Annotated in this window: 21 protein-coding genes; 10 read left to right on the top strand and 11 right to left on the bottom strand. The window is 73.2% G+C overall.

Translation table 11 applies throughout. The features are described 5' to 3' along the window. The first annotated feature begins 61 nt into the window (after nt 1-61). From rfbB to ACLQ21_RS07865, 3 genes are read left to right on the top strand one after another with little or no spacing between them, the layout of a single operon-like run. A complete protein-coding gene (gene rfbB, locus ACLQ21_RS07875) occupies nt 62-1,045 on the top strand; it encodes a dTDP-glucose 4,6-dehydratase (RefSeq protein ID WP_425662697.1) in 984 nt (327 codons plus the stop codon). Continuing rightward, nucleotides 1,042-2,148, top strand: a complete 1,107-nt coding sequence (locus tag ACLQ21_RS07870; protein ID WP_425662696.1) for a glycosyltransferase — start codon at nt 1,042-1,044, stop codon at nt 2,146-2,148. Before rfbB ends, ACLQ21_RS07870 begins: the two co-directional genes overlap by 4 nt. Beyond that, nucleotides 2,145-3,110 (top strand): glycosyltransferase family 2 protein, encoded by a 966-nt coding sequence (locus tag ACLQ21_RS07865; protein ID WP_425662695.1) that lies wholly within the window; start codon nt 2,145-2,147, stop codon nt 3,108-3,110. Before ACLQ21_RS07870 ends, ACLQ21_RS07865 begins: the two co-directional genes overlap by 4 nt. 458 nt (nt 3,111-3,568) lie before the next feature. Here ACLQ21_RS07865 and ACLQ21_RS07860 read toward each other — a convergent pair whose 3' ends face one another. The 6 genes from ACLQ21_RS07860 to ACLQ21_RS07835 all read right to left on the bottom strand — a co-directional run bounded on the left by ACLQ21_RS07860 (nt 3,569) and on the right by ACLQ21_RS07835 (nt 9,198). Then, entirely contained in the window at nt 3,569-4,936 is a 1,368-nt protein-coding gene (locus tag ACLQ21_RS07860) for an LCP family protein (RefSeq protein WP_425662694.1), read from the bottom strand. Continuing rightward, on the bottom strand, nt 4,933-5,436 hold the full coding sequence (gene purE / locus ACLQ21_RS07855; protein WP_425662693.1) for a 5-(carboxyamino)imidazole ribonucleotide mutase: 504 nt from the start codon (nt 5,434-5,436) through the stop codon (nt 4,933-4,935). Before purE ends, ACLQ21_RS07860 begins: the two co-directional genes overlap by 4 nt. Before the next feature lie 66 nt (nt 5,437-5,502). Further along, entirely contained in the window at nt 5,503-6,624 is a 1,122-nt protein-coding gene (locus ACLQ21_RS07850; protein ID WP_425662692.1) for a 5-(carboxyamino)imidazole ribonucleotide synthase, read from the bottom strand. Next, a complete protein-coding gene (locus ACLQ21_RS07845; RefSeq protein WP_425662691.1) occupies nt 6,621-7,934 on the bottom strand; it encodes a UDP-glucose dehydrogenase family protein in 1,314 nt (437 codons plus the stop codon). Before ACLQ21_RS07845 ends, ACLQ21_RS07850 begins: the two co-directional genes overlap by 4 nt. A gap of 20 nt (nt 7,935-7,954) precedes the next feature. Continuing rightward, entirely contained in the window at nt 7,955-8,455 is a 501-nt protein-coding gene (locus ACLQ21_RS07840; RefSeq protein ID WP_425662690.1) for a PH domain-containing protein, read from the bottom strand. A gap of 17 nt (nt 8,456-8,472) precedes the next feature. Beyond that, nucleotides 8,473-9,198, bottom strand: coding sequence for a biotin--[acetyl-CoA-carboxylase] ligase (locus ACLQ21_RS07835; protein ID WP_425662689.1), 726 nt, complete (start codon nt 9,196-9,198; stop codon nt 8,473-8,475). Nucleotides 9,199-9,354: 156 nt separating this feature from the next. Between ACLQ21_RS07835 and ACLQ21_RS07830 the strand changes: the two genes are divergently transcribed. From ACLQ21_RS07830 to ACLQ21_RS07820, 3 genes are read left to right on the top strand one after another with little or no spacing between them, the layout of a single operon-like run. Then, nucleotides 9,355-10,926, top strand: a complete 1,572-nt coding sequence (locus ACLQ21_RS07830; protein ID WP_425662908.1) for an acyl-CoA carboxylase subunit beta — start codon at nt 9,355-9,357, stop codon at nt 10,924-10,926. Next, nucleotides 10,923-11,138, top strand: coding sequence for an acyl-CoA carboxylase subunit epsilon (locus tag ACLQ21_RS07825; RefSeq protein ID WP_425662688.1), 216 nt, complete (start codon nt 10,923-10,925; stop codon nt 11,136-11,138). Before ACLQ21_RS07830 ends, ACLQ21_RS07825 begins: the two co-directional genes overlap by 4 nt. A gap of 29 nt (nt 11,139-11,167) precedes the next feature. After that, entirely contained in the window at nt 11,168-12,139 is a 972-nt protein-coding gene (locus tag ACLQ21_RS07820) for a DNA topoisomerase IB (protein ID WP_425662687.1), read from the top strand. Here the strand turns inward: ACLQ21_RS07820 and ACLQ21_RS07815 are convergent. After that, nucleotides 12,136-14,247: an acyltransferase family protein gene (locus tag ACLQ21_RS07815; protein WP_425662686.1), complete on the bottom strand. Its 2,112-nt coding sequence runs from the start codon at nt 14,245-14,247 to the stop codon at nt 12,136-12,138. The two genes, ACLQ21_RS07820 and ACLQ21_RS07815, sit on opposite strands and share 4 nt — an antisense overlap. Before the next feature lie 116 nt (nt 14,248-14,363). On the opposite strand from ACLQ21_RS07815, the gene ACLQ21_RS07810 reads away from it, so the two are divergent. Further along, a complete protein-coding gene (locus ACLQ21_RS07810; RefSeq protein WP_425662685.1) occupies nt 14,364-15,503 on the top strand; it encodes an FAD-dependent monooxygenase in 1,140 nt (379 codons plus the stop codon). 128 nt (nt 15,504-15,631) lie between these two features. Here ACLQ21_RS07810 and ACLQ21_RS07805 read toward each other — a convergent pair whose 3' ends face one another. Further along, nucleotides 15,632-16,897: a class I SAM-dependent RNA methyltransferase gene (locus ACLQ21_RS07805; protein ID WP_425662684.1), complete on the bottom strand. Its 1,266-nt coding sequence runs from the start codon at nt 16,895-16,897 to the stop codon at nt 15,632-15,634. Between the two features lie 58 nt (nt 16,898-16,955). Next, a complete protein-coding gene (locus ACLQ21_RS07800) occupies nt 16,956-17,315 on the bottom strand; it encodes a DoxX family protein (RefSeq protein WP_425662683.1) in 360 nt (119 codons plus the stop codon). Nucleotides 17,316-17,366: 51 nt separating this feature from the next. Here ACLQ21_RS07800 and ACLQ21_RS07795 point away from each other — a divergent pair, with 51 nt between their 5' ends. The 3 genes from ACLQ21_RS07795 to ACLQ21_RS07785 all read left to right on the top strand — a co-directional run bounded on the left by ACLQ21_RS07795 (nt 17,367) and on the right by ACLQ21_RS07785 (nt 19,414). Next, nucleotides 17,367-17,921 carry a hypothetical protein gene (locus ACLQ21_RS07795; RefSeq protein ID WP_425662682.1) on the top strand — a complete coding sequence of 185 codons (555 nt, stop codon included), beginning with the start codon at nt 17,367-17,369 and terminating at the stop codon, nt 17,919-17,921. 24 nt (nt 17,922-17,945) lie between these two features. Further along, nucleotides 17,946-18,578, top strand: coding sequence for a Maf family protein (locus ACLQ21_RS07790; RefSeq protein WP_425662681.1), 633 nt, complete (start codon nt 17,946-17,948; stop codon nt 18,576-18,578). A gap of 101 nt (nt 18,579-18,679) precedes the next feature. Next, on the top strand, nt 18,680-19,414 hold the full coding sequence (locus ACLQ21_RS07785; protein WP_425662680.1) for a hypothetical protein: 735 nt from the start codon (nt 18,680-18,682) through the stop codon (nt 19,412-19,414). 14 nt (nt 19,415-19,428) lie between these two features. Here the strand turns inward: ACLQ21_RS07785 and ACLQ21_RS07780 are convergent, their stop codons facing one another. Both ACLQ21_RS07780 and ACLQ21_RS07775 read right to left on the bottom strand, forming a co-directional pair. Next, nucleotides 19,429-21,516 carry an ABC transporter ATP-binding protein gene (locus ACLQ21_RS07780; protein WP_425662679.1) on the bottom strand — a complete coding sequence of 696 codons (2,088 nt, stop codon included), beginning with the start codon at nt 21,514-21,516 and terminating at the stop codon, nt 19,429-19,431. Nucleotide 21,517: 1 nt separating this feature from the next. Next, nucleotides 21,518-23,242 carry an ABC transporter ATP-binding protein gene (locus ACLQ21_RS07775; protein WP_425662678.1) on the bottom strand — a complete coding sequence of 575 codons (1,725 nt, stop codon included), beginning with the start codon at nt 23,240-23,242 and terminating at the stop codon, nt 21,518-21,520.

The raw sequence follows: 23,242 nt of genomic DNA, 5'->3' as shown, positions 1-23,242 counted from the left end.
GGGGTCCCGTCGGCGGCTAGACTCGGCCGGACGTGACCCCGACCGTTAGGCCAGTCCCCTCGTGAAGATCCTCGTGACCGGCGGTGCCGGCTTCATCGGCTCGAACTTCGTGCGGATGGCGCTCGAGGACCGACTGCCCGGTCTCGAGGGCGCCTCCGTCACCGTGCTGGACGCCGTCACGTACTCCGGCAACCCGGCGAACCTCGCATCCGTCTCCGGGCACCCGCACTTCGCGTTCGTGCACGGCGACATCCGCGACATCGGCCTGCTCGACCGCATCATGCCGGGCATCGACGCGGTCGTGCACCTCGCCGCCGAGAGCCACGTCGACCGGTCGGTGCGCGACGCGTCGGTGTTCGTCGAGACCAACGTGGTCGGCACGCAGCGCCTGCTCGACGCGGCGCTGCGCCACGACGTGCGCCGGTTCGTGCACGTCTCCACCGATGAGGTGTACGGCTCGATCGACGAGGGCTCGTGGAGCGAGCACAGCCCGCTCGAGCCGAACAGCCCGTACTCCGCGTCGAAGGCCGGCAGCGACCTGCTCGCGCGCTCCTACCACCGCACGCACGGCCTCGACGTGCGCATCACGCGCTGCTCGAACAACTACGGGCCCTTCCACTTCCCCGAGAAGCTCGTGCCGCTGTTCGTCACGAACCTCATCGACGGGCTCGGTGTGCCGCTCTACGGCGACGGCGAGCACGTGCGCGACTGGCTGCACGTCGACGACCACTGCCGGGGCATCGCGCTCGTGCTCACCGGCGGCCGCCCCGGCGAGGTCTACAACATCGGCGGCGGCACCGAGCTGTCCAACCGGCGGCTGACCGAGCTGCTGCTCGAGGCCACCGGGCGCGACTGGTCGGCGGTCGAGCCGGTCGCCGACCGCAAGGGCCACGACCGCCGGTACTCCGTCGACATCGCGAAGATCTCGGACGAGCTCGGCTACGCGCCGCAGGTGCCGTTCGAGCAGGGCCTCGCCGAGGTCGTGCAGTGGTACCGCGACCACCGCAGCTGGTGGGAGCCGCTCAAGGAGCGGGCGGCGCTGTGAGCGGCAGGCTCACGGTCGTGCTCGACGAGGTCGGCGAGCGCAGCCCCACGACGGTCGGCCGCTACTCGGCAGCGCTCGCGCACGCCCTCACGACCACCGCGCCGGCGGGCTTCGACGTCGCCGCGATGTCGGCGAGCGTCAGCGACAGCCGCGCGGAGCGCATCCGCGACCTGCTCCCGGGCATCGCCGAGCTGCGCCAGACCGCGATGCCCGCGCGCGAGCTGCGGCAGGCATGGCTGCACTCGCTCACGACCCTGCCGGTGCACGGCCTCGTGCACGCGACGAGCCTGCTCGCACCGCTCGCGCGGGAGCGGGAGCAGGGCGACCAGGTGACGGTCACGGTGCACGGCCTGCAGTCGCTCTCCGACCGCTCCGAGCGCAAGCAGCGCTGGTTCGACCGAGCGCTCCGGCGCGCGCTGCGCCGCGCCGACGGCATCGTCGCGCCGACCACGGCCGTCGCCGAGGACCTCCAGCTGCTGCACGACGTCGGCGACCGCGTGCGGGTCGTGCACCCCGCGCCCGTGGCCGCCTTCTCCCTCCCCGCCGACGAGGGCGCCACGAGCACGCTCGCGCTGCCCGACGAGTACGTGCTCGCGATCACCGCGCCTGGGGCGCGCGCGCAGGCGGAGGCGCTCATCGAGACGGTCGCGAGCCCGTCGATGCCGGATGTCCGCGTCGTCGTCGCCGGTCCCGTGCAGTGGGGCGAGGCCACGCTCGCCGCGATGGCCGTCGAGGCGGGGCTGCGTCCCGGGCGGCTCGTCATGCTGGGCGACCTCGACGAGACGGACCTCGCGGTCGCGCACCGGCGGGCGCTCGCGCACCTGCACGTGGCCGAGCAGGACGCGCTCGGCCTCAGCCTGCTCGACGCCGCCGCCCTCGGCACCGTCACCGTGCATCCGGGGACGCGGTCGCTGCGCGAGATCGCCGGCGACTCGAGCGTGCCGGTCGAGGGCGGCCCGCGCGAGCTCGCCGCGGCGCTCGCCGAGCTGCTGGGCGACGACGCGGAGCGCGCCCGGCTGGGCCTGCACGCGCAGGACCGCGCGCGGGCCTTTACGTGGGAGGCGGCCGCCCAGCAGGTGTGGCGGCTGCACGCGGAGCTGTGACCGTGCGGGTCGCCGTCGCGCTGTGCACGCACCAGGGCGAGCGGTGGATCGAGGAGCAGCTGCGCAGCATCCTCGCGCAGACCGTGCCGGTCGCCGAGATCGTCGTCGGCGATGACGCCTCCACCGACCGCACGCTCGAGATCGTGCGGTCGGTCGCGGGCGAGACCGACGTGCCCATCCGCATCCGCCGCCACGACGTCGCGCTCGGCGTCGCCGGCAACTTCGCCGATGCGATCGCCGCGACGAGCGGCGACGTCGTCGCGCTGTCGGACCAGGACGACGTGTGGCACCCCGACCGGCTCGAGCGCCTGCTGCCGCACCTCGAGGGCGTCGCGCTCGTGCACTCCGACGCCCGGCTCGTCGACGACTCGGGGCGGCCCCTCGGCGCCACGCTCGCCGACTCGCTCGAGATGAGCGCGTGGGAGCGCGCGGCCATGGCCGACGGCCATGCCGTCGAGGCGCTGCTGCGGCGCAACCTCGTCACCGGCGCGACCGCCATCATGTGGCGCGATGCCGCCGTCGCCGCGCTGCCCATCCCCTCGGGCTGGATCCACGACGAGTGGATCGCGATGCACGCCGCGCTCGGCGGCGGCGTGCGCTTCGTGCCGGAGCCGACCATCGACTACCGGCAGCACAGCAGCAACCAGATCGGCGTGCGCCGGCTGGGCGTCGCCGACAAGGTGCGCCGGCTGCTGGAGGCGGACTCCGGCAAGCACGCCCTCAAGGCGGAACGGGCGACGTCGCTCGCGACCGAGGCGGTCAGGCGCGGGCTCGCGAGCGGCGACCGGCTCGACGCGCTCGTCGAGAAGGCCAGGCACGAGCGCGAGCGCGCCCGGCTCCCCCGCCCGCGCCTGCTGCGGGTGCCGCGCGTGCTGCGCGGCATCGCCGCGGGGCGCTACCGCCGCTACTCCAGGGGCGCCCTCGACATCGCCCGCGACCTGCTCGAGCGGCACGGCGGCTGAGCGAGCGCGAGCTCGCGCAGGGCAGCGCCTGCCGCACCGATCGGCGGGTCCGCGCCGCGCGCATCCGCAGCTCGGTACCGGAACCCGCGCGGCCCTGGGAAGCCCGTACCGATCTGCGGGTGCGCTCGAGCCACATCCGCATATCGCTACCGGAACGGCCGCGCGCGGCTCCCCCGCCTGCGCCCGCTGCCCCCGCGACCTGCTCGAGCGGCACGGCGGCTGAGCCAGGGCGAGCTCGCGCAGAGCGGGGTCTCCCGCACCGATCTGCGGGTGCGCGGTGCGCGCATCCGCAGCTCGGTACCGGAACCCGCGCGACCCTGCGGAAGCCCGTACCGATCTGCGGGTCCGCTCGAGCACCATCCGCATATCGGTACCGGAACGGGTGCGCGCCGCGCGCATCCGCAATTCGATACCGGAACCCGCGCGACCGTGCCGCGCCGCGGCATCCGGCGGTCGTCCTAGGGCTCGGGCGTCTCCGTCGGCGGCGCGAGGCCATCGGCCTCCGCGAGCGCGGCCTGCACCATCGCGTGGATCTGCTCGAAGTCCGGATCGCCCGTGGTGACGCCCGAGTCGGGCACGAGCTCGAGGTTCGTGATCGGCAGCTGCCTCGTCTGCAGCGCGAGCTCCGACAGCGAGCCGATCATCGCCTGCGGCACGTCGGTCTGCACCATGTCCTGGCCGGCGGACGAGAGCTCGGAGTACTTCGTCAGCAGCGTCTGCGGCGTGAACTGCGAGACGACCGCCTCCTGCACCTGCCGCTGCCGCGCCATGCGCGCGTAGTCGGAGGAGCCGGCGCGGCTGCGCGCGTACCAGAGCGCGTGGTAGCCGTCCATGCGCTGCACGCCCGGCTCGATCCACTCCTCGACCGGCCCGCCTTCGATCGCGATCGGCACGCGCTCGGTGACCTCCAGCTCGACGCCGCCGAGCGCATCCACGAGGTCCTCGAAGCCGTGCATGTCGACCAGCACGAAGAACTGCAGCTCGAGGCCCGTCACGCCCTCCACCGCATCCCTCGTCGCCTCGATGCCGGGGCTCGACCCGTTCCGGATCGCGTCGGGGTAGAGCTCGGGGTGCGCTTCGCCGTAGGTGTAGGTGCCGTTGAGCAGGCAGTCGCTCGACTCGCAGTCGAAGCCGTTCGGCCACGGCCCCCACAGCGGCGAGTCGGCGGAGAAGGGGGCGTTGCGCAGGTTGCGCGGCACGCCGATCATGGTCGCGGCGCCGGTCTCGGCGTTGACGGTCACGACGGTCATCGAGTCGGCGCGCATGCCCTCGCGGTCCTCGCCCGCGTCGCCGCCGAGCAGCAGGAAGGTGTAGCGGCCGTCGATCGGCTGGACGGCGGGCCTCGCGAAGTCGAACAGACCGGAGACGAGGCCGCGGGATGCGTCGACGAGCGTGGCGCCGTAGCCCGCGAGCGCCGCGGGCGCGACGGTCGCGAGGATTGCGACGGCGGCGATCCCGGCCTTGGCGCGGCCCTCCATCTTCGGCACCCGCGCGAGCCGGAGGGTGTCGAGGCCGAGCACGAGCCACAGGATCGCGTAGCCGATCAGCAGCGCCTCGACCACGAGCAGGCCGATGGAGTTCGCGACCACGGTGAGGAGCGCGGCGCGCCACGCGAACCAGCCGATGGCGGCGAGCAGCAGCAGCACGAGCAGCACGATGGTCGCGGCGATGCCGAAGCGGCCGAGCCGCCGGTTGCCGGCGAGCACCTGGGCGCTACCGGGCAGGAGGAAGCCGAGCAGCACGAGCCACCAGCCTCGGCGCTGCATCACCTCGGGCCGACCTGGCTCGGGATGACGGATGGGCGTGCGGGCCTCCAGCAGCGTCATGCGCCCGCGTCCACGCGGTCGCGCAGCGCTCGCGCCTTGGCGTCGACCTGCTGCTCGAGGCCGGCCGCGAAGGCGTCGAGGCGCGACGCGACGTCGACGTCGCTCGTGCCCAGGATGCGTGCGGCGAGGATCCCCGCGTTGCGCGCGCCGCCGATCGAGACGGTGGCGACGGGGATGCCCGCGGGCATCTGCACGATGGAGAGGAGGCTGTCGAGGCCGTCGAGCCGCTCGAGCGGCACGGGCACGCCGATGACGGGCAGCCGTGTCATGGACGCGACCATGCCGGGCAGGTGAGCGGCGCCGCCGGCGCCGGCGATGATGACCCGCACGCCGCGGTCGGCCGCGCCGCGCGCGAAGTCGACCATCTTCTGGGGCGTCCGGTGGGCGGACACGACGTCGACCTCGGTCGCGATGCCGAGCTCATCGAGCGCGGCCTTCGCCGCCTCCATGACTCGCCAGTCGGAGTCCGATCCCATGATGATGCTGACCTGCGCAGGCATGCGCACCAGGGTACGCGCGCCAGCCATGTGCCCCCGACCGCCTCGCCGCCCGCCCGAGGGGGCGGATCAGGCGTCGAAGTGGGCAGCCGCCGCCCTCGCGCGGTAGGCGACCTCGTCCATGTCGTCGCCGATCGCGGTCACGTGGCCGACCTTGCGGCCCGGCCGAGTGGCCTTCTCGTAGGAGTGCACCTTCACGTCGGGGTGCGAGGCGAGCGCCGACGTGTAGCGGTCGGCCATCGCGCCGGACGCGGGCCCGCCGATGACGTTCACCATGACGCTCGCCGGCGCGAGGATGGCGGTCGAGCCGAGAGGCAGGTCGAGCACCGCCCGCAGGTGCTGCTCGAACTGGCTCGTCATCGAGCCGTCGATCGTCCAGTGGCCGGAGTTGTGCGGGCGCATCGCGAGCTCGTTGACGAGCACGCGACCGTCGTCGGTCTCGAACAGCTCCACGGCGAGCACGCCCGTCACGCCGAGCCCCTCCGCGATCGCGCGCGCGATGTCATCGACCACCGGCGCGATCGCCGCGGCGTGGGGCGCGGGCGCGAGCACCTCGGCGCAGATCGAGTCGCGCTGCACGGTCTGCACGAGCGGCCACACCACGGCGTCGCCGGACGGCCGCCGGGCGACGAGCTGCGCGAGCTCGCGACGGAACGGCACGAGCTCCTCGACCAGCAGCCGCGGCCCTCCCGCGGCTGCGCCGACGAGCCAGTCCTCGGCCTCGGCCGCGTCGCGCACGACGCGCACGCCCTTGCCGTCGTAGCCGCCGGTCGCGGTCTTCACGACCCCGACCCCGCCGTGGTCGGCGAGGAAGCGCTCGAGGTCGGCTGCGCTGTCGACCGGCGCCCAGTCGGGCTGGGGCGCGCCGAGCTCCGCCATCCGCTCGCGCATCGCGCGCTTGTCCTGCGCGAAGCGCAGGGCGTCCGGCCCCGGGTGCACCGCGTGCCCCGCCTCCACGAGCGCCCGCAGCACGTCCTGCGGCACGTGCTCGTGGTCGAACGTGACGACGTCGACCCCGGCCGCGAACGCGAGCACGGTGTCGACGTCGCGGTAGTCGCCGACCGACGTCGCCGCGAGCGCGGCCGACATGCCCTCCGCCTCCGCGAGCACGCGCAGCTCGATGCCGAGCCCGACCGCGGCAGGGATCATCATCCTGGCCAGCTGTCCGCCACCCACCACGCCGACGATCATGCTGCCTCCACCTCCGGCCGGCCGAGGCCGACGACCTTGAATCCTGCCGCGGACCAGCGTGCCGCGTCCAGCGTGTTGCGGCCGTCGACGACGACCCGCGCATCCGTCTGCGTCGCGACCACGACGGGGTCGAGGTCGCGGAACTCCTGCCACTCGGTGCCGAGCGCCAGCACGTCGGCGCCCCGCACCGCGTCGACCACCGAACCGACGATCTCGAGCGACGGCATGCTGCGGCCGGCCGTCGCCTGCGCCTGCGGGTCGTACGCCCGCACGACGCGGCCTCCCTGCTCGAGGATGCGGCACACGTCGAGCGCCGGCGAGTCGCGCACATCGTCGCTGTTCGGCTTGAACGCGAGGCCGAGCATCGCGACCCGGTCGCCGCCGACGCGTGCGAGCTCGGTGTCGACGAGCTGTGCCATCCGGTCGCGACGGCGCAGGTTGATCTTGTCGACCTCGCGCAGGAAGCCGAGCGAGTCCCCGTGGCCCAGCTCCTCGGCGCGCGCCTGGAACGCGCGGATGTCCTTCGGGAGGCAGCCGCCGCCGAAGCCGAGGCCGGCGTTGAGGAAGCGCCGGCCGATGCGGGCGTCGAGGCCGATGGCGTCGGCGAGCTGCGTGACGTCGGCGCCCACCGTCTCGGAGAGCTCCGCCATGGCGTTGATGAACGAGATCTTCGTGGCGAGGAACGCGTTCGCGCTCACCTTCACGAGCTCGGCGGTCGCGAAGCTCATGACGAGCCGCTCGGTGCCTCGCGCGAGCACCGACGCGTAGACCGCGTCGAGCGCCGCGACGGCTGCGTCGTCGCCGTCGGCGACGCCGTAGACGAGCCGGTCGGGGGCGAGCGTGTCCTGCACGGCGAAGCCCTCGCGGAGGAACTCGGGGTTCCACGAGAGCCGCGCACCGGTGGGCGCAATGACGTCGGCGAGGCGCTGCGCTGTGCCGACCGGCACGGTCGACTTGCCGGCGACCAGCGTGCGCTCATCGATGTGCGGCAGCAGCGACGCGATGGCGGCGTCGAGGTACGTGAGGTCGGCGGCATCCGAGCCGGGGAGCTGCGGCGTGCCGACCGCGAGGAAGACGACGTCGCTGCCAGCGGCCTCCGCGACGTCGGTCGTGAACCGGAGCGAGCCGTCGTCGATGCCCGCGCGCAGCAGCGCCGGCAGCCCCGGCTCGAAGAACGGCGGCTCGCCGCGGCGCAGCCGCTCGATCTTGGCCGCATCGACGTCGACGCCGACGGTCTGATAGCCGAGCGACGCCATCGCGGCGGCGTGCACGGCGCCCAGGTACCCGCATCCGATCACGGCGATCCTCATGAAGCTCCTCTCGGCGGGCATCAGCCGCGCGCGATGGTGGTTGCGCCGTCGCCGGCGTCGGGGAAGTCGATGCCGCGCGCGCCCAGCTGCTCCGAGAGCATGCGCTGCACGAGCGAGGCGCTGGGCACGTCGGCGAGGATGACCGCTCGCTCGCCGCCGGTCGACAGCAGCACGTCGCCGGCGCCGAAGAGCGCCTGCAGCCCGCGTCGCCGCACCGTGACGTCGTGCACGCGCGAGAGCATCGTCTCGCGTCGCGTGCCGCCGAAGCTGCCTCGGATGACGACGCGCTCGGTCGTGAAGACGAAGCCGCGCGACAGCCAGGCGAGCGTGGGCACGAGCGTGAGCAGTCCCACGACGAGCCCGGCGACGGTGAGCACGGCGGTGTTCCACAGCGGCCAGTCGACCCGGTCGAGCAGCAGCGCCACGAGGAAGGCGCAGCCCCACAGCACCAGCACGGGCACGATCAGCACGCGCGCGTGGGGTCGCATGCGCGCGATCACGCGCTCCTCGCCGGTGGACACCCGACGATTCTCTCGCATCAGCGCACGTGGACCACGTCGCCTGCCCGCACGTCGACGATTCCGTCGTCGGTCTCGACCTGCAGCTCGCCGTGGGGGCCCAGCCCGACCGCGCGCCCGACGAGCTCGCCGGCGGGCATCGCGACGCGCACGTCGCGGCCGATGGTGGTGAGCTCTGCGGCGATCGCGGCCCGCAGCGGCTCGGTCCCGAGGGCGGGCAGCAGCACGTCGATCGAGCGCAGCACGTGGCACAGGATGGCGTCGGCGAGCACGGGCGCGGTGCCCTCCGCTCCCTCGAGCGTGAGCGAGGTCGCGTGCGGCGTGGGCAGCTCGGCCTCGGTGAGCGTGAGGTTCACGCCGAAGCCGACCGCGACGCCCGTCTTCCGCCGCTCGCAGAGGATGCCGGCGACCTTGCGGCCGTCGACGAGCACGTCGTTCGGCCATTTGAGCGATGCGCGGTCGGCGACGAGCGGGTCGAGCGCGTCGGCGAGCGCGAGTCCCGCGGCGAGCGGCAGCCACCCGATCGCGTCCTCGCGCAACCGCTTCGTGCGGACGAGCACGGTCGCCGCGAGGCACTTGCCTGCCGGCGACACCCATTCACGGCCGAGCCGCCCGCGGCCGGCGCGCTGGTCGAGCGTCGCCCAGGTGGTGAGGTGGTCGGCGCGCTCGTCGACCGCGTCGAAGGTGGAGCCGACGGTGCCGAGCTCGAAGACGGTGCCGGCGCTCGACGCGCCCGGGAAGAGCATGGCTCCACCCTAGGCGGCCCGGTCGACGCGGCCTGCCGCAGATGTCGACGATCGCCACCGAGATGCGGTCGGACGCTGTGGGAGTCCACAAAGGCCGGGCATGGGGCGCCGTCTAGAGTGGCATCCGTGACCGACGACACCACTCCCGCTGCGCCCATGTCGACGACGGCCGAGCGGATCGACGATCTGCGCACCCGCCACCGCGAGGCGGTGACCGACAAGGAGTCGAAGGCCAAGGAGCGGCAGGGCGCGAAGGGCAAGAAGACGGCCCGCGAGCGCGTCGAGCAGTTCGTCGACAAGGGCTCGTTCGTCGAGTTCGACGCCTACGTGCGCCACCGCACGACCGCGTTCGGCATGGAGGGCAACCGCCCCTACGGGGATGCGGTCGTCACGGGCATCGGCACGGTCCACGGCCGGCGCGTGGCGGTCTACGCGCAGGACTTCACGACCTTCGGCGGCTCGCTCGGCGAGGTCGCGGGCGAGAAGATCATCAAGATCCAGGACTACGCGATGAAGGTCGGCGTGCCGATCGTCGGCATGCTCGACTCCGGTGGCGCGCGCATCCAGGAGGGCGTCGTCGCGCTCGGCAAGTACGGCGAGATCTTCAAGCGCAACACGGCCGCGTCCGGCGTCATCCCGCAGATCTCCATCGTCATGGGACCCGCGGCCGGCGGCGCCGTCTACTCCCCCGCGCTTACCGACTTCGTGATCATGGTGGACAAGTCGAGCCACATGTTCGTGACCGGCCCGGATGTCATCAAGACCGTCACGGGCGAGGAGGTCGGCTTCGAGGACCTCGGCGGCGGCCGCACCCACAACACCGTCTCGGGCGTGAGCCACTACCTCGCCGCCGACGAGGACGACGCGCTCGACTACGTGCGTGCGCTGCTCGCGTACCTCCCCGACAACAACCAGTCCGAGGTCCCGGCCTACGACCACACCGCCGAGCGCGTCGTCAATGACAGCGACCGCCGGCTCAACACGCTCATCCCCGACTCGCCGAACCAGCCCTACGACGTGCTGACCATCATCGAGACGCTCATGGATGACCGCGAGTTCCTCGAGGTGCAGCCGCTCTACGCGCCGAACATCGTCGTCGGCTTCGGCCGGCTCGAGGGCCGGACGGTCGGCGTGATCGCGAACCAGCCGAAGCAGATGGCGGGCACGCTCAACATCGAGGCGGGCGAGAAGGCCGCGCGGTTCGTGCGCTTCTGCGACGCGTTCTCGATCCCGATCCTCACGGTCGTCGACGTGCCCGGCTACCTGCCCGGCACCGACCAGGAGTGGTCCGGCGTCATCCGCCGCGGCGCGAAGCTGCTCTACGCGTACGCCGAGGCGACCGTGCCGATGGTGACGGTCATCACCCGCAAGGCCTACGGCGGCGCCTACATCGTCATGGGCTCGAAGCAGCTCGGCGCCGACATCAACGTCGCTTGGCCGTCGGCCGAGATCGCGGTGATGGGCGGTCAGGGCGCGGTGAACATCCTCTACCGCAACGAGATCCGCGAGGCGGAGGCGGCCGGGCACGACGTGGCGGAGGTGCGCAAGCGCCTCGCGAGCGAGTACACCTACAACGTGGCCTCCCCGTTCCTCGCCGCCGAGCGCGGCGAGCTCGACGGCATCATCGAGCCCGCCGAGACGCGCGTCATGATCACGCGCGCCTTCCGAGCGCTCCGCACCAAGCGCGTGCAGCGGCCGGAGAAGAAGCACGGGAACATCCCGCTGTGAGCGATTCGAGCGAGCCGAGCGACGCAACCGAGCCCATCATGACCGTCGTCGGCGGCTCGCCCACCGCTGAGGAGCGGGCCGCCGTCGAGGCGGTGCTGCTCGGCATGGCGGGCGAGTGGGCCGAGACGAAGCACCGGCGCGTGCTCGACACCGAGAGCGAGTGGCAGGCGAAGTCGCGCAACCCGATCGGGCACCGCTGGAAGCGCGACTGAGCCCAGCTGTCCCCCGCTAGCATCGCCGCATGGTGAGGCAGGTGAGGCTGCGCAGGGCGCAACCGAGGGCGGATGCGGGCATCCGCCGGCGCAGGGCGGGGCGCGGCTGGTCGTACCGGCACGACGACGGCCGCAGGGCGACCGCCGAGGAGCGGGAGCGCGCGGAGTCGCTCGCCGTGCCGCCGGCCTGGACGGACGTGTGGATCGCAGCCGATCCGCTCGCGCACATCCAGGCGATCGGCGTCGACGACGCGGGCCGCACCCAGTACCGCTATCACCCGCACTGGCGCGAGCGTCGCGACCGCGCGAAGCACGAGCGCGCCCTCAGCCTCGCCGAGGCGCTGCCGGCGATGCGCAGGCGGGTCACGCTCGATCTCGAGCGCGAAGGACTGCCGAGAGAGCGCGTGCTCGCGGCGGCGCTGCGCATGCTCGACACCGTGGCGATCCGCGCGGGCGGCGATACCTACGCGGAGGAGCGCGGCTCGCGCGGCCTCATGACGCTGCTGTGCCGGCACGCGACCGTCACGGGCGACTCGGTCCGGCTGCGCTTCCCGGCGAAGTCGGGGCAGCGCTTCGACGTCACGATCGAGGATCCGGCGCTCGCGCGCTGCGTCGAGGAGCTGATGGCGGGCCGCTCCCGCACCTCCCGGCTGCTCGCCTTCCGCGACGCCGACGGCATGCACCCGCTGCGCGACGTCGACCTCAACGACGCCGTGCGGGAGGCGACCGGCGGCGAGTTCACGGCGAAGGACTTCCGCACCCTGCACGGCACGATCGTCGCGGCGGTCGCGCTCGCCCGCGCGCGGGACATCGGCACCAAGACCGCCCGTGCGCGCGCCGTGCGCGCCGCGATCCTCGAGGTCTCGCAGGCGCTCGGCAACACGCCCGCGGTCGCGAAGTCGAGCTACATCGACCCGGAGGTGTTCGCCCGCTTCGAGGCGGGCGCGACGATCGGCCTGCAGGGCTCGCGCGAGCGCGCGCTGCTCGACCTGCTGCGCTAGTCGTTCAGCTGCGGCGCGAGCGCGTCGGCGACGACCTGCTTGCGCATGACCGCCGCGGCAGCGCCCATGTGCGTGCGGTCCACCCAGGTGGGCGCGCCCTGCACGACGCTCGGGCACGTCATCGCGTCGACGTCGCAGAACCACGAGATGGTGTCGACGACGGCGACACCGCCCGCCTCGAGCTCGTCGCCCAGCGCGACGTGCCGCCGCACCTGCGCCTCCTGCAGCGGGAACGCGCACGCGTCGGGCGCCGTGCCCGCGGCATGCGCCTCCAGGCAGTCGGCGGGCTCGGCCGCGGGCTCGATGGCGGGAGGCGGGCTGTCGAGCCAGAGGGTGCGGATGCCGAGCGCGTGCAGGCGCTCGGCGTACGCGAGCGTGCCGGCGGCGAGCTGCTCGCCCGTGTCGTCGGCGCGGTCCTCGTAGCCCTCCCCCACCCACCAGGCGCCGTAGCTGATGACGACGAGCTCGGGCCGGCGCTCCTCGGCGAGCTCGAGCACGGTCTCGGCGTGCGCATCGCAGACGCGCGTGAAGCCGCCGATCTGCCGCTCGACGGCCGGGCCGCTCGAGAACGGGCACATCTGCCGGCCGAGCAGCTGCACATCCGCGGAGCCGCCGAGCGCGCCGCGCACCGCCGGCGCCCAGGTGACGGCCTGCGAGTCGCCGACGATCCACACCTCGCGGTCGCTCGGGGAGTCGTCGAAGCGGCACTGTGCGTGCTCGTCGGGTCCGACGGTCAAGCAGCCGTCGATCAGCCACTCGGCCGAGCGGGCGTCCGGGCCGACGACCGCGCCGGGCGCGGGTGCGGAGGGCACTGCGGCCGCGTCGGCGACCCACCCGGCCAGCTCCGCCGCATCCGCCGCCACCGGATGCATCGCGGCGGCCTCGGCGATCGCGGCGCGCTGCACGAAGGGAGCGACGACGACACCGATCGCGCTGATCGCGGCGAGCACCGGCAGCGCGTACGCGAGCACCGGCCGCCCGCGGCGGCCGGGCTGCGGAGCCACCTCGGCGGGCTCCGCCGCAGGCGTCGGCGCCGCGGCGCCGCGCCGGGCGCGCGGCCGGTGCAGCAGCGCGATGAGCCGGTACGAGCCGTAGGAGAGGCCGATGGAGAGCGCGAGGATGAGCGCGCCCTCGAGCAGGTCGACCTCGACCCCGGCGTTCGGGAAGAACGAGACGAACCCCTTCAGCACCGGCCAGTGCCACAGGTAGAGCCCGTACGAGATGCCGCCGACCCAGACGAGCGGCTTGATGCGCAGGAGCCTCGTGACGGGCGCCCGCTGGTCGCCCTCGCCCGCGAGCAGGATGAGCAGTGCGCCGGCGACCGGGTACAGCGTCACCCAGCCCGGCTGCTGCCACTCGGGCGGCAGCAGCCCGGCGGTCAGCACGAGCGCGAGGCCGACGAGCCCCATGACGACGCGCGCGATGCGGTGCAGCGGGATGCGCGTGAGGATGAGCGCCGCGAAGCCGCCGAGCGCGAGCTCCCACGCCCTGGCGAACGTGTCGTAGTAGGTGGGGACGGGGCCGACCGACAGCCGCACGAGCGCGAACACGAACGAGGCGACGGCCGCGACGCCGAGCACGATGCCGAACCCGAGCCGGGCGTCGCGCAACCGCAGCGCCTTGAACGCGAGGCCGAAGAGCCCGGCGGCGATGATGCACAGCGCCGTGAACTGACCCTGCGCACCCATGGCCCAGAAGTGCTGGAACGCCGACTTGTCGTGCCCGGCCGCCACGTAGTCGGTCGCGTCGGCCGCGAGCCGCCAGTTCTCCCAGTAGGTGGCCGACGCGAAGATGTCGGTCATGACGCGGTCCATGCCGAGCGTGCCGGAGGCGATCAGCGCGACGGAGCCGACGACGACGAGCACGAGCAGTGCCATCGGGAACAGCCGCTGCGCGGTGCGCCACAGCGCCTTCGGCACGTGCACGCCGCCGCTGCGCTCGACCTCGCGCATCAGGCTCATCGCCAGCAGATAGCCGCCGATGGCGAAGAAGACGTCGACGCCGCCCGAGACGTTGCCGAACCAGATGTGGTAGCTGGCGACGAGCAGGGAGGCGATCGCACGGAGGCCCTGGATGTCGAGCCTGCGGTCCTTCGTCTGCGCTGCCATGGCCCCTTGGCGATCGGTGGTGGATGCGGTCGCGCCGAAGCGCCAACCACCCATCGTACCGCCGATCGGCGGCGGGCTCCCTGCCGAGTGTGAGCGGTGAGGGGTACGGTCAGCAGATGCACGCGATCGTCTCCGGCGCCGGTGTCGCCGGGCTCGCGCTGGCGGGCAGGCTGGCGCTCGACGGCTGGACCGTCGACGTCATCGAGCGCGCCCGCGCGCCCCGCGCCTCCGGGTACCTCATCGACTTCTTCGGACCGGGCTTCGAGGCGGCGGAGCGGCTCGGGCTGCTGCCGGCGCTGCGGGCGCGCGCGGAGTCGTACGGCGAGCTGCGCTCGGTCGACGCCGAGGGCCGCGTGCGCGGGCGGCTGCCGATCTCGCTCGTCGAGCAGGCGGTCGCGGGGCGCTACCTGACGATCCTGCGGCCGCGGATCGTCGAGGCGCTGCAGGCGTCGCTGCCGGAGGGCGTGCGGATCCGCTGGGGCGCGCAGGTGGAGACGGCGCACGACGACGGCGCCCGCGTGCAGGTGCTGCTGTCGGACGGCGAGCGGCTCGAGGGCGACGTGCTCGTGGGGGCGGACGGCGTCGGCTCGCGGGTACGGCAGCTGCTGTGGGGACCGCACGGCCAGTTCGTGCGGCCGCTCGCCGACCTGCTCGCCGTGGCATGGACCGGCGACGACCCGGAGCTCGCCGCCGACCTCGGCGGCCGCGTTGCCATGCAGGTCGAGCTCGACCGGCAGCTGCTGGTCGCGCCGCTGGAGGGATCGGGCGTCACGGGCTTCGCGGTGCTCCGCGGCATCCCGCCTGCACGGGCGCGCGCGGCGATCGCCGGGATGGGCGCGCTCGGCCGCCGCGCGGTGCGAGGCATCCGCGAGCCCTACGTCGACCATGTCGCCCAGACGGTCGTCGAGCCCTGGGTGCGAGGACGGGTCGTGCTGCTCGGCGACGCCTGCGCCGCGGTCTCGCTCGTCGCCGGACAAGGCGCCTCGCTCGCGATCGCCGGGGCCGAGAAGCTCGCGGAGGAGCTCGCGTGGGCGCGGCACCCGCACGACGTCACGGTGGGCCTGGCCGCCTTCGAGCGCGACTGGCGGCCCACCGTCGAGCGGGAGCAGGCGCGCGGTCGCCGGGCGGCCGCCGCCTTCGCGCCGCACACGCGCCTCGAGCTCGAGGCGAACCGCGCGCTCTGGCGGGCGGCGGCCATCCCCGGCGTCGCGCACCTCGTCGCGCGGGCGGCCGGCGGGGTGACGAAGGCGAGCTGAGCGGTCAGCGCCGGAAGGACGCCACGGCTTCGATGTGGTGCGTGTGCGCGCTGGAGCTGAGGGCGGAGGCCCTTTCGGGCCTCCGCCGCGACGCCAGCGCCGACGCCGGTCCCCGGCGTCGGGAGCGGTCAGCGCCGGAAGCTGGCCACCGCTTCGATGTGGTGCGTGTGCGGGAACAGGTCGAACGCCTCGAGCGAGTCCACCTGCCAGCCGGCCTCCGCCAGCAGCTTCGCGTCGCGCGCAAGCGCGACCGGGTCGCACGCGACGTAGACGATCTGGGCCGGCTCGAGCCCGACGACCTGCTCGATCACGTCGCGGCCGGCCCCGGCGCGGGGCGGGTCGAGCACGACGAGCCCGCGCGACAGCCGCTCACGCTCGGCGCGGCTCGCGCGCTTGCCGAGCTCGCGCAGCCAGCGGTCGACCCTGCCGGTCTCGGCGCTCGCGCCCAGCCACTCCGCGAGGTTCTCGCTCGCGTGGTCGGTCGCGACCTCGTCGGCCTCGACGCTCGTCACGCGGGTCCGCTCCCCCAGCGCCTCGGCGATCGTGGCCGCGAAGAGGCCGACGCCGCCGTACAGATCGAGGCTCCAGCCCGCCGCGTCGACGCGGTCGACGTCGATCGCGCGACGCACCGCATCCGTCAGCAGCGCGGGCGCCTCGCGGTGCACCTGCCAGAAGCCGGAGCGGTCGAGCTGGAACTCGCGCCCGTTGACCGTCTCGACGATCGTGTCGGTGCGACCGCGCTCGGGCTCGCCCTCCATCGCGATGACGTCGACCTCGCCCTCGCTCCACTCGACGTAGTCGACGGCGGTGACGCGCGGCAGCGGCTGGTCGAGCTGCGCGGAGCGCTGGATGCCCTCGGTGGCGAGCGGCAGGCTCGTGACGGGCACGACCTCGTGGCTGCGGGGCGCGAACGGCCCCTGGCGGCCGCGGTCGTCGACGTGCAGTCGCACGCGAGTGCGCCAGGCCAGGCCACCGCGAGCGTCGTCGCCGGGTGCTGCGGCGACGGGCACCTCGCGGGTCATGCCGCCGGTGCGCTCGAGGGCGTCCTCGATCACGCGCTGCTTCAGCTGCCGCTGCCGGGGCAGCGCGATGTGGCCGAACTCGGCGCCGCCCGCGCGCTCCGCCGGGAGGCGGTCGATGGATGCCTCGGCCCACACGTGCGGCACCCGGTCGGGGCTCGCCTCGACGACGTCGAGCGCGACGGCGGTCGCGAACGACTTCTTCACGTCGACGACCTGGGCGCGCACCGTCTCGCCGGGGATCGTGTCGGGCACGAACACGACGCGCCCCTCGTGCCGGCCGACGAAGCGGCCGCCGTGGGCGACGTTGTCGATCGTGAGCTCGACGATCTGACCGGGCTGGATCTGGCCTCGGGGCGTGTGGGGTGCGGACATGCCTCCATCCTCCCATCGACGCCCCTCCTCGGGCTCCGGCCGAGCGGCCCCGCGGCGCTCAGAGCACGAACGACCACAGCAGCACGGCGACGCAGATGACGAGCATGCCGGTCGCGTTGACGAAGAGGTTGCGGCCGAGGTCGCGCGCGCGGACGTGCATCGCGATGGCGACGACGAAGTAGGCCACGAGGCAGGCGCTCGTCACGAGTCCGAGCCACGGGATCCAGATGCCAGCGAGGAGGCCGAGCGTCGCCGCGACCTTGATCGGCGCGAGGATCGGCCACCAGCGGCGAGGGAAGCGCACGTCGTCCCAGCAGTCGGCGACGAATCGCGCCGGCTTCCAGCTGATCACCGCGTCGAAGGCGCTGATGGCCGCGAGCACGACGACCGGCCACACGGGATCCGGCAGGCTGTCCACGACGTCACCATACCGTACGGTATGGTACGTCGACAAGACGAGAGGACGACGATGCCGAGCAGGAACGACTGGGTCGCGGCCGGGCTCGAGGCACTGGCCGCCGGCGGGGAGCGCGCCATCCGGGTGGATCCGCTCGCGACGGTCCTCGGTGTCACGAAGGGCTCCTTCCACCATCACTTCCGCGGAGCGGGCGACCTGCGGCGCGCAGTGCTCTCCGCCCACGAGCGGACGCAGCTCGAGCTCGTCGACGCCGTGCGCGCCGAGGTGGTCGATCTCGACGCGACCGCCGCGCTCGACCGCCTGGGCGCGCTCATCGGCCGGCTTCCCGACGACCGGCTGGAGCGCGCCGTGCGCTCGTGGTCGGCAGTGGACGACGCCGCCGGCGCCGCGCAGGAGCGCATCGATGCGGCTCGGCTCTCGGCGATCGAGTCGCTCTGGCTGCGGGTGGTGCCGGCCCCGCACGCGCGCACCGCGGCGCTCGTGCCGCTGCTCGCGGTGATCGGGGCGAGCGCCTCGGGTGTCGCCACCCGCGACGACCTCGACGCCGTGCTGCGCATGCTCGCCGCGCTCGCGCCCCACGTGCCGTCGGTGGTCGCCGGGCGATGAGGATCGGGATGCGAGGATCGTCGCGTGCAGCTGATCCTCGCCTCCGCCTCGCCCGCCCGGCTCGCGCTGCTGCGCCAGGCCGGCATCGAGCCGATCGTCGCGCCGACCGACCTCGACGAGGACCTGCTGGTCGCCGCGCACGAGGCCGACCACGGCCCGCTCGCGCCCGCGGACTACGTGCTGCTGCTGGCCCGCGCGAAGGCCGAGGCGCTGCTCGACCAGGACCCGCTCACGGGCTTCGACGGGCTCGTGCTCGGCGGCGACTCGTCGCTCGAGCTCGACGGCGCCATGCTCGGCAAGCCGCACACGCCGGAGCGTGCGCGGGAGCGCTGGCTCGCACAGCGCGGGCGGTCGGCGACGCTGCACTCCGGCCACTGGATGCTGCGGGTGCGGCAGGGCCGCATCGACGACTCCGCGGGTGTGTCGACCGCGACCCGCCTCGACTTCTCCCCCGACATCGACGACGCCGAGATCGACGCCTACGTCGCGACCGGCGAGCCGCTCGAGGTCGCGGGCGCGTTCACGATCGACGGCCGCGGCGCCGCGTTCATCGACCGCATCGACGGCGACCCCTCGACGGTGATCGGCATGAGCATCCCCGCGGTGCGCCGCCTGGCCAGAGAGCTCGGCGTCTCCTGGCCGACGCTCGCCGGCTGAGGCGCAACCGTCGGGTCCCAAGCGCAAACTTTCCGCTTCTGCCACTAGCCTGACCCGCACGCCCGCGACCGACCGGGCACGGACGACCGGGAGGCAGTGCCATGGCGAGTTCCGCTCGAGCGATGTGGGTGTGGGTGCACGACGCCGCGCCGCCGGACCCCGCGGCCGTCGCGGCGTTCGCCGCGCAGCAGCGGATCACCGAGGCGTTCGTGAGCGTGCCGTGGGGCGGCCCGACCGCGGTCACGCACCAGTGCGTCGCGGCGCTCCGGGGCAAGGGCCTGCGCGTGTCGGCGCTCGGCGGCGACCCGTCGTGGACCACGGGCACGGATGCGGTCACCTGGATGCAGCGGGCGACGGCCGCCTGGCTCTTCGACGGCATCCACCTCGACATCGAGCCGTGGACCCGACGCGACTGGCCGGGCCGCGAGCTCGAGCTGCTCGCGGGGCTCGAGCGCACGGTGAAGGACGTCGCGGGGCGCACGACGCTGCCCGTCGAGGTCGACCTCTCGCCCTGGGTGGCAGACCGGTACCCGGCCGCGTTCGCCGGCATCGTGCGCCGCGCCGACGCCGTCGGCCTGATGGCGTACCGAGATCGGGCAGCCGACGTGCTGGCCGTGAGCGCCACCGCGCGGCGCCTGATCGGCGAGGCGCGGAAGCCCTACCGGATGGGCGTCGACACGTTCCCGGTGCCGGAGCCCCGCGAGACGTTCGCCGACGACGGCAGCGCCGTGCTCGAGCGCGAGCTCGCCGCCGTCGCGGCCCAGCTCGCGGGCGACCCGCGGTTCGCCGGCGTCGCCATCCACGACTTCGAGCACTGGAGCGCGCTGCCCGGTTGAGGGCTGCGCCTGACCTACGTCGACTGCTGCGTCGAGACGCTGCCCGTGTGGTCGGCGAGCGAATCGTCGAGCTCCATGTCGACGGCAGCCTGCTCGAACTGCGCGTTGAGCAGCCGCCAGTAGGCGCCCCTCGCTGCCACGAGCTGCTCGTGCGAGCCCTGCTCGACGATGCGTCCCTGCTCCATCACGAGGATGAGGTCGGCGTCGCGGATCGTCGACAGCCGGTGGGCGATCACGAACGACGTGCGGTCGGTGCGGAGCGCCGCCATCGCGTGCTGCAGCAGCAGCTCGGTGCGGGTGTCGACCGAGGAGGTCGCCTCGTCGAGGATGAGCACGCTCGGCCGCGCGAGGAACGCGCGAGCGATCGTGACGAGCTGCTTCTCGCCCGCCGACAGGTTCGTCGCGTCCTCGTCGATCACGGTGTCGTAGCCGTCGGGCAGGGCGTGCACGAAGCGGTCGACGTAGGTCGCCTGCGCGGCCTCCAGGATCTCGGCCTCGGTCGCATCCGGGCGGCCGTACGCGATGTTCTCGCGGATGGTGCCGCCGAACAGCCACGTGTCCTGCAGCACCATGCCGGTCTGCGAGCGCAGCGCATCGCGCGTCATCGTCGCCGTGTCGACGCCGTCGAGCGTGATGCGGCCGCCGTCGATCTCGTAGAAGCGCATGAGCAGGTTGACGAGCGTCGTCTTGCCGGCGCCGGTCGGGCCGACGATCGCGACCGTCTGTCCCGGCTCCACCTCGAGCGAGAGGTCGTCGATGAGGGGACGGTCGGGCGAGTAGGCGAAGCGCACGTGCTCGAACGTGACGCGGCCCGAGCCCTCCGCGGGCGTCGCGCCGCCCGCATCCGACTCCTCCTCGTCGGCGTCGAGCAGCTCGAACACGCGCTCGGCGCTCGCGACGCCCGACTGCACCATCGTGACGGTCTGGCCGATCTGCCCCAGGTTCTGGGAGAACTGCTGCGAGTACTGGATGAACGCCTGCACGTCGCCGACCAGGATCTGGCCCGCGGCGACGAAGAGGCCGCCCGCGACGGCGACGAGCACGTAGCCGATGTTGCCGACGAAGGTCATGAGCGGGAACACGAGGCCCGAGAGGAACTGCGCCTTGAACGACGCGGCGTAGACGCCGTCGTTCTCGGCGGCGAAGCGTGCTCGCACCGCCTCCTCGCGGCCGAAGACCTTGACGAGGGCGTGGCCGGTGAAGGCCTCCTCGACGATCGCGTTCACGCGACCGGTGCGGCGCCACTGCTCCTTGAACAGTCCTTGCGCCGGACCCATCACGAGGCCGAGGATCATGCCCGTGAGCGGCACCGCGATCAGGGCGATGAGCGCGAGCCAGACGTTGATCGACAGCATCATGACCAGCACGCCGATCACGGTGAGCAGGCCGGTGACGATCTGCGACATGGTCTGCGAGACGGTCTGCGAGACGTTGTCGAGGTCGTTCGTCACGCGCGAGAGCAGCTCGCCGCGCTGCGTGCGGTCGTAGTACGACAGCGGCAGGCGGTGGATCTTCTCCTCGACGTCGCGGCGGAGGCCCTGCACGGTGCGCTGGACGACGCGGTTCACGACGTAGCCCTGCAGCCACTGGAAGAGCGCGCCGATCGCGTAGACGCCGAGGACGAGCAAGAGGATGCCGCCGAGGGCCTCGAAGTCGATGCCCTGACCGGGCTGCAGGCCCTCCATGCGCTCGAGGATGTTGGCGAGCTCGTCCTGGCCCGCCTGGCGGAGGCCGTCGACGACCTGCTGCTGGGTCGCGCCGGCCGGCAGGTCGCGCTGGACGAGCCCCTCGACGATGACGTTCGTCGCCTGGCCGAGCAGCTTCGGCCCGAGCACGACGAGCACGACGCCCACCGCGCCGAGCGCGAACACCAGCGCCAGCAGCCAGCGGTACGGGTGCATGAGGCCGAGCAGCCGCTTCGCGGACGCGCCGAACGACTTCGCCTTCCCGGGCGGGGGCTCCCAGTCGCCTGCGCCGATGCGCGCGGCCTCGGCCTGCTCGGCCTCGAGCCGCTCCTCCTCGGTGAGCTCGGGCTCGGGCTTCACGGCGCGCGCCTTCCGTGCTCGCGTCCGCTGCTCGCGGGACTGCTGCTCGCGTGCCATCTCAGGCCTCCACTGCCATCTGCGACTCGACGATCTGTCGGTAGGTGTCGCTGCTCTCGAGCAGCTCCTCGTGCGTGCCCGTGCCGACCACCCGGCCGGCCTCGAGCACCACGATGCGGTCGGCGTCGACGATCGTCGACACACGCTGGGCGACGACGATCTGCGTCGTCGCGCCCACCGCCTCGGTCAGCGCGGCTCGCAGCCGCGCATCCGTCGTCAGGTCGAGCGCCGAGAACGAGTCGTCGAAGACCAGCACGTCGGGCTCGGCCACGAGGGCCCGCGCGATCGACAGCCGCTGGCGCTGGCCGCCCGAGACGTTCGTGCCGCCCTGCGAGATACGGGCGTCGAGCTGCTTGTCCATCTGCTGCACGAAGCCGGCCGCCTGGGCGATCTCGAGCGCGCGCCACAGCTCCTCGTCGGTCGCCTCCTCGTTGCCGTAGCGGAGGTTGGAGGCGACCGTGCCGGCGAACAGGTAGGGCCGCTGCGGCACGATCGCGATGCCGCGCCACAGCGTCTCGGCGTCGACGTCCCTCACGTCGGCGCCGCCGACGAGCACGCTGCCGCCCGTGGCGTCGAACAGCCGCGGGATGAGGTTGACGAGCGTCGTCTTGCCGGCGCCGGTCGAGCCGATGATCGCGACCGTCTCGCCGGGCTCGGCCTTGAGCGAGACGCCGTCGAGCACCGGGGTGTCGGCGCCCGGGTAGTGGAAGCTCACGTCGCGCAGCTCGACCGTGCCGGGCGTCGGCATCCGGTCGCCGACCGCGACGCGCACGATCGACGACTCGGTCTCGAGCACCTCGCCGATGCGCTTCGCCGAGACCGCGGCCCTCGGGATCATGATCGTCATGAACGTGGCCATGAGCACGCCCATGAGGATCTGCATGAGGTACTGCAGGAACGCCATCATCGTGCCGATCTCGAGCTCGCCCGAGTTCACGAGGCCCGCGCCGAACCACAGCACCGAGACGCTCGAGACCTCGACGATGAGCATGATGATGGGGAACATCAGCACGAAGATGTTGCCGGTGCGGAGCATGGCGTCGGTGACGCCGTCGTTCGCGACCGCGAAGCGCGCCTTCTCGCGCCGCTCCTGCACGAACGCGCGGATGACGCGGATGCCCGTGAGCTGCTCGCGCAGCACCTTGTTGATGCGGTCGATGCGCTCCTGCAGCTGGCGGAAGATCGGCACGAGCTTCCAGACCAGGAAGCCGAGCACCACGAGCATGAGCGGCACCGCCACCGCGATCAGCCACGAGAGCGTCGCGTCGGCGCGGACCGCCATGATGACGCCGCCGATCGCGAGCATCGGCGCCGACAGCAGCATCGTGCACGACATCAGGATGAGCATCTGCACCTGCTGCACGTCGTTCGTGTTGCGGGTGATGAGGCTGGCCGCGCCGAAGCGCTGCACGTCCTGCTCGCTGAAGTCGCCGACCTTGCCGAAGATGTCGGCACGCAGGTCGCGCCCGGCGCGCATGGCGAGGCGGGCGCCGAACAGGATCGCGAGGATGTTGGCGGCGACCTGACCCAGGCTGAGGCCCAGCATCAGGAAGCCGAGCCGCCAGATGGTGTCGGTGTCGCCGCGCAGCACGCCCTCGTCGATGATGTCGGCGTTGATGGTCGGCAGCATGAGCGACAGCACCGACTGCGCGAACTGGAACAGCACGACGAGGATGAGCGCCGGCCACGAGGGCCTGACGTAGCGGACGATGAGCTTCCAGAGCAT

Origin of the sequence: Agrococcus sp. DT81.2, assembly GCF_049844935.1 — a bacterium.
In the GTDB taxonomy this organism is placed as follows: domain Bacteria; phylum Actinomycetota; class Actinomycetes; order Actinomycetales; family Microbacteriaceae; genus Agrococcus.
The sequence above is the reverse complement of the archived record's forward strand: the minus strand, read 5'-3'. Positions and strand labels throughout refer to the sequence as shown.

Coding starts and splice junctions, on each gene's coding strand:
- ACLQ21_RS07860 (WP_425662694.1), bottom strand. CDS start 4,936: ATGACGCTGCTGGAGGCCCGCACGCCCATCCGTCATCCCGAGCCAGGT.
- purE (WP_425662693.1), bottom strand. CDS start 5,436: ATGCCTGCGCAGGTCAGCATCATCATGGGATCGGACTCCGACTGGCGA.
- ACLQ21_RS07850 (WP_425662692.1), bottom strand. CDS start 6,624: ATGATCGTCGGCGTGGTGGGTGGCGGACAGCTGGCCAGGATGATGATC.
- ACLQ21_RS07845 (WP_425662691.1), bottom strand. CDS start 7,934: ATGAGGATCGCCGTGATCGGATGCGGGTACCTGGGCGCCGTGCACGCC.
- ACLQ21_RS07835 (WP_425662689.1), bottom strand. CDS start 9,198: ATGCTCTTCCCGGGCGCGTCGAGCGCCGGCACCGTCTTCGAGCTCGGC.
- ACLQ21_RS07830 (WP_425662908.1), top strand. CDS start 9,355: ATGTCGACGACGGCCGAGCGGATCGACGATCTGCGCACCCGCCACCGC.
- ACLQ21_RS07820 (WP_425662687.1), top strand. CDS start 11,168: ATGGTGAGGCAGGTGAGGCTGCGCAGGGCGCAACCGAGGGCGGATGCG.
- ACLQ21_RS07815 (WP_425662686.1), bottom strand. CDS start 14,247: ATGGCAGCGCAGACGAAGGACCGCAGGCTCGACATCCAGGGCCTCCGT.
- ACLQ21_RS07810 (WP_425662685.1), top strand. CDS start 14,364: ATGCACGCGATCGTCTCCGGCGCCGGTGTCGCCGGGCTCGCGCTGGCG.
- ACLQ21_RS07805 (WP_425662684.1), bottom strand. CDS start 16,897: ATGTCCGCACCCCACACGCCCCGAGGCCAGATCCAGCCCGGTCAGATC.
- ACLQ21_RS07795 (WP_425662682.1), top strand. CDS start 17,367: ATGCCGAGCAGGAACGACTGGGTCGCGGCCGGGCTCGAGGCACTGGCC.
- ACLQ21_RS07785 (WP_425662680.1), top strand. CDS start 18,680: ATGGCGAGTTCCGCTCGAGCGATGTGGGTGTGGGTGCACGACGCCGCG.
- ACLQ21_RS07780 (WP_425662679.1), bottom strand. CDS start 21,516: ATGGCACGCGAGCAGCAGTCCCGCGAGCAGCGGACGCGAGCACGGAAG.
- ACLQ21_RS07775 (WP_425662678.1), bottom strand. CDS start 23,242: ATGCTCTGGAAGCTCATCGTCCGCTACGTCAGGCCCTCGTGGCCGGCG.